The organism is Acinetobacter lactucae (assembly GCF_013344765.1).
In the GTDB taxonomy this organism is placed as follows: Bacteria; Pseudomonadota; Gammaproteobacteria; order Pseudomonadales; family Moraxellaceae; genus Acinetobacter; species Acinetobacter lactucae_A.
The window spans coordinates 1-6555 of sequence record NZ_JABVBF010000183.1; the positions used below are offsets into that span (position 1 = coordinate 1).

Annotated in this window: 8 protein-coding genes; 3 read left to right on the top strand and 5 right to left on the bottom strand. The window is 36.8% G+C overall.

The features are described 5' to 3' along the window. From hfq to tsaE, 4 genes are all read right to left on the bottom strand, one after another. The coding region (gene hfq / locus HUN22_RS14710) for an RNA chaperone Hfq (protein WP_174730799.1) at window positions 1-276 on the bottom strand (276 nt) is incomplete at its 3' end. A 94-nt stretch (window positions 277-370) separates the two neighbouring features. Next, complete coding sequence (gene miaA / locus HUN22_RS14715; RefSeq protein WP_174730802.1) at window positions 371-1315, bottom strand: tRNA (adenosine(37)-N6)-dimethylallyltransferase MiaA; 945 nt, start codon at window positions 1313-1315, stop codon at window positions 371-373. A gap of 6 nt (window positions 1316-1321) precedes the next feature. Next, window positions 1322-3271: a DNA mismatch repair endonuclease MutL gene (mutL, locus tag HUN22_RS14720; RefSeq protein ID WP_174730804.1), complete on the bottom strand. Its 1950-nt coding sequence runs from the start codon at window positions 3269-3271 to the stop codon at window positions 1322-1324. After that, complete coding sequence (gene tsaE / locus HUN22_RS14725) at window positions 3264-3737, bottom strand: tRNA (adenosine(37)-N6)-threonylcarbamoyltransferase complex ATPase subunit type 1 TsaE (RefSeq protein ID WP_031945487.1); 474 nt, start codon at window positions 3735-3737, stop codon at window positions 3264-3266. The genes mutL and tsaE overlap by 8 nt, the downstream gene beginning before the upstream one ends. Before the next feature lie 120 nt (window positions 3738-3857). On the opposite strand from tsaE, the gene HUN22_RS14730 reads away from it, so the two are divergent. From HUN22_RS14730 to HUN22_RS14740, 3 genes are all read left to right on the top strand, one after another. Beyond that, on the top strand, window positions 3858-4766 hold the full coding sequence (locus HUN22_RS14730) for a pseudouridine synthase (RefSeq protein WP_217485565.1): 909 nt from the start codon (window positions 3858-3860) through the stop codon (window positions 4764-4766). A 111-nt stretch (window positions 4767-4877) separates the two neighbouring features. After that, window positions 4878-5186 carry a type II toxin-antitoxin system RelB/DinJ family antitoxin gene (locus HUN22_RS14735; protein WP_002122138.1) on the top strand — a complete coding sequence of 103 codons (309 nt, stop codon included), beginning with the start codon at window positions 4878-4880 and terminating at the stop codon, window positions 5184-5186. Between the two features lie 98 nt (window positions 5187-5284). Next, complete coding sequence (locus HUN22_RS14740; protein WP_174730807.1) at window positions 5285-5728, top strand: GNAT family N-acetyltransferase; 444 nt, start codon at window positions 5285-5287, stop codon at window positions 5726-5728. On the opposite strand, the gene HUN22_RS14745 is transcribed toward HUN22_RS14740, so the two are convergent. After that, entirely contained in the window at window positions 5721-6425 is a 705-nt protein-coding gene (locus HUN22_RS14745; protein ID WP_174730810.1) for a pseudouridine synthase, read from the bottom strand. The two genes, HUN22_RS14740 and HUN22_RS14745, sit on opposite strands and share 8 nt — an antisense overlap. Window positions 6426-6555: the final 130 nt, after the last annotated feature.

Consider the following 6555-nt stretch of genomic DNA (forward strand, 5'->3'; position numbering starts at 1 on the left):
ACCTTGACCACCAAAACCGCCTTGAGTGCCGCCTTGTGCTGGGAAGCCTGTACCTTGAGCGCCTGCTGGACGTGGGTTACGTGCTGGAACAACAGTTGAAATTGCGTGTTTGTAAACCATTTGACTTACAGTATTTTTTAATAAAACAACATATTGGTCAAAAGATTCAATATGACCCTGTAATTTAATACCGTTCACAAGGAAAATAGAAACAGGGATACGTTCTTTACGGAGAGAATTTAAGAACGGATCTTGTAAAGTTTGACCTTTAGACATTTTTAACTCCAAAAAAAAATTTTTAAATCAGCGCAAAAAAACTATCTTTATTTTTCAACTAAAAATTATAAAAAGACAGTGTGCAAATTTTGCTTTATCCATAAGAGTTTCGCAAGTCTTCTTTCGCCTGCTTTATCGTCAAGTAAGTTTTAAAATCGTGTATTTCTTGCAAAGAACGTAACCACGTATATTGACGTTTGGCAAGTTGTCGTGTTGCAAATAAAGCTTTATCCTCCATTTCACGTTTACTTTTGAGACTTAAGTCACTTTTTAATAGAAATTCTAGTGCTTGTCGATAACCCACCGAACGCATTGAGGGCAAATTTTCATCTAAATCGTATTTTTCAATTAGAGCTTCAACTTCACTCAAAAAACCGATATCCCACATTTTGCTTAATCTTTGCTCAATGCGTTGATGTAATTCTACCCGATCTGGAAGCAAAGCATAGTTATGAAATATGTATCGATATGGTACGTTTTTTGGTTGTTCTGCCTGTAATTTAGTAATTGGTTCGCCCGTAATTTTATAGACTTCTAAAGCACGAATAATCCGTTGCTTATCAGTCACATTAAACTTTATAGCTGCGACTGGGTCTACAGAAACCAACTCATCATAAACTGCTTGCCATCCTTCATTTAAAGCTTTCTCTTCAATTGCGGCTCGAATTTCTGCATCTGCGCTTGGCAAATTACCAGACAACCCTTCTAATAATGCCTTAAAGTACAACATGGTGCCTCCTACCAAAATAGGAGTCTTACCACGTGAATGCATATCATCAATTAACTTACATGCATCTTCAACAAACTGAGCAGCTGAATAAACTTCAAGAGGCGTAATAATATCAATGAGCTGATGAGGATAGAGTGCTTGCTCTTCACGCGTTGGTTTAGCCGTGCCGATATCCATATCTTTATAGACAAGTGCAGAATCCACAGAAATTAGCTCAAAATTTCCACGCTCATATAATTCACATGCCAAAGCGGTTTTCCCGCTCGCAGTTGGTCCCATTAAATTGATGACGGGCAATTGATTTGACATGTAAAACTACTCTCCTCGAGCAAATAATTTATCTAATTGAGATAATGGGAATGCACGCCAAGTTGGACGCCCATGGTTACATTGGCTCGCAAATTCAGTTTGTTCCATTTGACGAAGTAAAGCATTCATTTCTGAAAGGCTGAGTTGCCGATGTGCACGCACTGCCCCATGACATGCCATTCCAGCGAGTAATTCATCTCTTTTTTGAAGTAATCCTTGTGCTTCATCGTTCGGATCTAAATCGTTTAAAAGTTCTGGAATGAGATTTTCAAAATCAGCTTTTTGCAAAATGGCTGGCACACCACGAACAATAACCTGCTCATCACCATATAAATCAATTTCCAAACCTAAGCGCTCAAGCTGAGATTTTAATTCCTCAACCCTAACAGCTTGCATACGGCTAATAGAAATCACTTTAGGTATAAGCAATTGCTGAGATGTCCAAAATTCCGGTTTATCCCAAGCATTTTTCATTTGCTGTAGTAAAATACGCTCATGTGCCGCATGCATATCAACAATAATAAGCCCTTCGGTATTTTGGGCTAAAATATAAATTCCATGAAGTTGAGCTATTGCGATCCCTAATGGAAATTCATCTACTTTAGCAACTGGCTCAACATCTTCATTTACTGAAAAACTAGCAGGCTGGTCACGCAGAGGCGCTAAATAAGTTTTTAAAGCATTATTTAATTGAGCAGAACCATTATATTTTGGTGCTTGTTCTGCATAGTGGACAGCTTGTGGACGACTAGCGTTAAAATCGGTTAATAATTCTGTCGGTGCATGCTGAGTTCGTGCTTCACTATCTGAATTTAAAGTTTCATTTGCACGGTGCAACGAAAATTGTTCTTGATATTTGGGCTGAGGTTGTACTGAATAATCAGAGCTTTCATCCACTTTCATCGCTTGAGCTAGATCAGCACTCGCTGTCTGAAATTGTGCTAGAGTTTCTTTTGCATAATGTCTTACAAACTCATGCACTTCTCTTTGATTTAAAAATCGAATCTCATGTTTAGTTGGATGAACATTGACATCAATATTTTCAGGATCGACTTCCAAGAAAAGTAAATAAGATGAATGTTGATGACCATGTAAAATACCATCATAGGCCATGCGTAGTGCATGTGAAATTGTTTTATCTTTGACAATGCGGCCATTTACATACACATATTGCATGTCGGCCTGTGCACGTGCATCCGAAGGATGACCAAGCCAACCTGATAAACGCATGCTAATACTTTCAGCATCCATCCAATATGCGTTTTGTACAAATTGCGAACCTAATAACTGCTGAACTCGTTGAAAACGCAGTTCTCCGCTATCTGCTATAGGTAAATTAATTCTAATATTATCATTATGTTCAAGCACAAAACGTATATCGAAATGTGTTAGGGCTAGACGGCGAACGATTTCTTCAATATGACCGAATTCAGTGGTTGGTTTTTTCAAGAATTTACGGCGAGCAGGAACATTAAAAAATAAGTCCTGAACTCGAATATGAGTACCTTTTTGTGCTGCAACAGCCTGTACCTCTTGATGATCAAATGCTGTACCGTTTACTTCAACCTGATGACCGATACCACTTTCATCTTGGCTACTGGTCAATGTAAGTCTTGAGACGGCAGCAATCGATGCAAGGGCTTCACCGCGGAACCCCAAACTTACAATTGCATGCAAATCTTCAGCAGTTTTAATCTTACTTGTAGCATGACGCATGACAGCAAGTGCTAAATCATCAGGATGAATACCATGCCCATTATCAATGATTTCTATTAGAGTCGAACCACCTTGGGCAATCCTTACAATCAGTTCAGTCGCACCAGCATCGATAGAGTTTTCTAATAATTCTTTGACCACAGAAGAAGGTCGCTCAATTACCTCACCTGCTGCAATCTGGTTCGCTAACGCTGCGTCTAATGTATGGATACGACGTTGTGTTAGCTTTTCATCAGTCATGAAGCTGTTCCTGCAAAGTCTGGTACAAATTTTCTGTTGGTAAAGTTAACGTTACAAAACGACTCAACTCATCATCTGACTTTTGAATGTCAATGATGATATCTGCTTGTGGAATTTCATCACCACCTTTAGACGGCCATTCAAATAAAAATAAGGCATCTGTGATATCTAAATAGTCACGGATTCCCATTAATTCAAGTTCGTAAGGATCATTCAAGCGATACAAATCAAAATGAAAAATTTCTTTATCATTAATTTTATAGGGTTCAACGAGTGTATAAGTTGGGCTTTTAACAGAACCTTTGTGGCCTAAAGCCTGTAAGAAATAGCGCGTAAGTGTTGTTTTACCCGCACCTAAGTCCCCAATTAAATAAATTACACCCGATTGAACATGCTGCGCCAAAGCTTGAGCTAAACGCTCAGTATCTTCTTCATGATTTAAGACCAATTTCAATGAATACGACATAGCACACATAACATGATTCGAAATAATCGATATGATAACATTGCCCTGCCTTAAAAGCCTACTTAAGCCCTAGAAGTTGGCTTTTTTTATATCAATTTTCTTAAATATTCATACTTTCTTATGTCTAGTCCAAACGAATTTCTTCCACCTATGATTGATGGAGTAAGTGCGAGTCAAGTCTATCTCCCTCCGCAAAAAGATACTCAAACAATTTATGAATATCTATGTGGCAACTTTGCACATATTAAAACAGATGAGTGGAAACAAAGATTTCAAGATGGTCTTATATATGCAGCAAATGGACAAAAACTAACATTAGACAGTCCATACCAAAGTAATACGCATATTTTTTATTATCGATTTCTGGCTTATGAACCACATGTTCCATTTGAACATCGGATTTTATTTGAGAATGATGATTTACTGGTGGTCGATAAACCCCATTTTTTAACGATTAGCCCGACTGGACAATATGTTCAAGAAACGCTTTTAGTTCGTTTAAAAAAACAGACAGGCAATGAATTTTTAACTCCTATCCATCGCCTAGATCGTGAAACTGCCGGCGTTGTTTTATTTTGCAAGCGAGTTGAATCGCGCGGCATTTACCAACAATTATTTGCAGAGCGCCAAGTCAATAAAATTTATCACGCTGTTGCACCTTATAAAAAAGATTTAAATTTCCCTCAAACCTTACATTTGCATTTAGATAAAGGTCATCCTTTTTACACCATGCAGGTTATAGAAAATGCAAAAACAAATACTGAGACTTATATTGAGCTGATCCAACACAATCAGATTTGGGCAAAATATCGTTTAACCCCTACAACAGGGAAACAGCATCAGCTTCGCGTGCATCTTAATTACTTAGACATTCCAATTAAAAATGATCCATTTTATCCTGTAGTTCAACACAAGGCTGAAGATGATTTCTCGGAACCATTACAGCTGCTAGCTAAGCATATTTCATTTATAGATCCCTTAACAAAACAGGGAATGTCTTTTAATTCTGAGTCTGAATTGACATTGTAATGTAACCGTAATGACAAAAAGATTATTTTTTATGCCAAAAAACATTGAAATTACATTGCGATGGTTTAAAATGAATTCCTAAAAATTAAAAATCATTTGGTTTTGTTATTCATGCGAAAAACAGAAGTTTATCAGGTTCGACTTGACTCCCAAGAAAAAAAGCAGGCTTTTGCTGTTTTTAAACAACTTGGAATTACCCCTGCTCAAGCAGTACGACTTTTTTTTAAACAGGTCGTACTCACTAAATCGATTCCTTTTGCAATCGAAAATCAGAATATTAATATGGAACAATTATTAAAGCTGAGAAAAGCAAAAGCATCTTCTTTGAACCAAAACTCATCAACATTAGCTGAAGATGATGACCATGAAGATTTATTTGAAGAACTGAATGCACTTCTTGGTGAAAGCGACAAAACTTAACACTGTTGCATTTATAAACAAGTTTTAACGTCAAAAAGCTTTTTTTTTCGTTATGCTCTCTTTGTAAAAACATAATGATAAGTTACAAGGAGTGCCAAATGATCGTTAGACGAGCGACTTTTGAAGACTTAGAGCAACTCGCCGTTTTATTTGATGAATACCGCCAATTTTATGGGGCCTCTTCTAATTTTAATGAATCACTTCACTTCCTTAAACAACGTTTTGAAAATAGAGAAAGTGTGTTCTTCATTCATATTAAAGACGATAAAATCACGGGTTTTATTTTACTCTATTTAGGTTTTTCTTCAGTTGCTTGTTCAACTTACTATATTTTAGATGATGTCTATGTTACGCCCGTTTTCCGTCGTCAAGGTTCTGCTAAACAGTTAATCGATACAGCGATCTTATTTGCAAAACAAGAGAATGCTTTAAGGATTAGTTTGGAAACTCAAAGCAACAACCATGAGTCTCATCGCTTATACGAACAAATGGGATTTATTCGAGATAATGAGTTCCAAACTTTCCATTGCTTTCTCAAATGATATTTTGAGCGAGCTGTTTTTGTTGTTCAGATAAATAAACCCATTCTCCATCTTCAAGATCAGGTAAAACCAATTGCCCTACTTGATGACGATGCAATGCTTCTACTTTGTTTCCTACAGCTGCAATCATTCTTTTTACTTGATGATAAACACCCTGATGAATCGTCATGGTTAATTGATGAGTTTCTAATATCTCTACATCCGTTGCTGCAAAAACACCTTTTTCTTGATGTAAGCTCACACCTTGGCTCAGCATTTCAATTTGCTCAGGTGTAACTGGATCTATAGTCGTAACATGATAAACCTTTGGAACATGCTTACGCGGATGAGTTAAAGCTTGAAGATATTTACCATCATCAGTCAGTAAGATTAAGCCCGTTGTATCTTGATCTAAACGACCAATGGCTTGGACACCACGTTGAATCAAGATTTCCGGTAAAAGACTAAATACGCTTTGATGATGGTGAGGCTGGTGTGAACATTCAAAACCTTTTGGTTTTCTTAAAGCGAGGTAAACTTTTTCTCGATATTGATAAGTTTCTCCAAAAAGAGAAAATTTTAAATTTTCAGGAGAGAATTGTTTTTTAAGATCACTTACAACCTCTCCATCAATACTTACAGATCCATTTTTTATTAACTGCTGACAATATTTACGTGAACCAAACCCTTGTGATTGTAAAATTTTTTCCAGCAGCATGAAGTTTTCTCATTAGAACTCAGCTGTTATTTTAACGTAGTTTCTACTTTTTACTAAACACTACTCAACAGTTTTCATCTACTTGAATCAGCTCGCCCCTTAATCTTCAACGACTCGATAAATATTTTCG

Excerpts from the sequence above, each read along its gene's own strand:
- miaA (WP_174730802.1), bottom strand. The coding sequence starts at position 1,315 with ATGTCAAATCAATTGCCCGTCATCAATTTAATGGGACCAACTGCGAGC.
- mutL (WP_174730804.1), bottom strand. The coding sequence starts at position 3,271 with ATGACTGATGAAAAGCTAACACAACGTCGTATCCATACATTAGACGCA.
- tsaE (WP_031945487.1), bottom strand. The coding sequence starts at position 3,737 with ATGTCGTATTCATTGAAATTGGTCTTAAATCATGAAGAAGATACTGAG.
- HUN22_RS14730 (WP_217485565.1), top strand. The coding sequence starts at position 3,858 with ATGTCTAGTCCAAACGAATTTCTTCCACCTATGATTGATGGAGTAAGT.
- HUN22_RS14735 (WP_002122138.1), top strand. The coding sequence starts at position 4,878 with ATGCGAAAAACAGAAGTTTATCAGGTTCGACTTGACTCCCAAGAAAAA.
- HUN22_RS14740 (WP_174730807.1), top strand. The coding sequence starts at position 5,285 with ATGATCGTTAGACGAGCGACTTTTGAAGACTTAGAGCAACTCGCCGTT.
- HUN22_RS14745 (WP_174730810.1), bottom strand. The coding sequence starts at position 6,425 with ATGCTGCTGGAAAAAATTTTACAATCACAAGGGTTTGGTTCACGTAAA.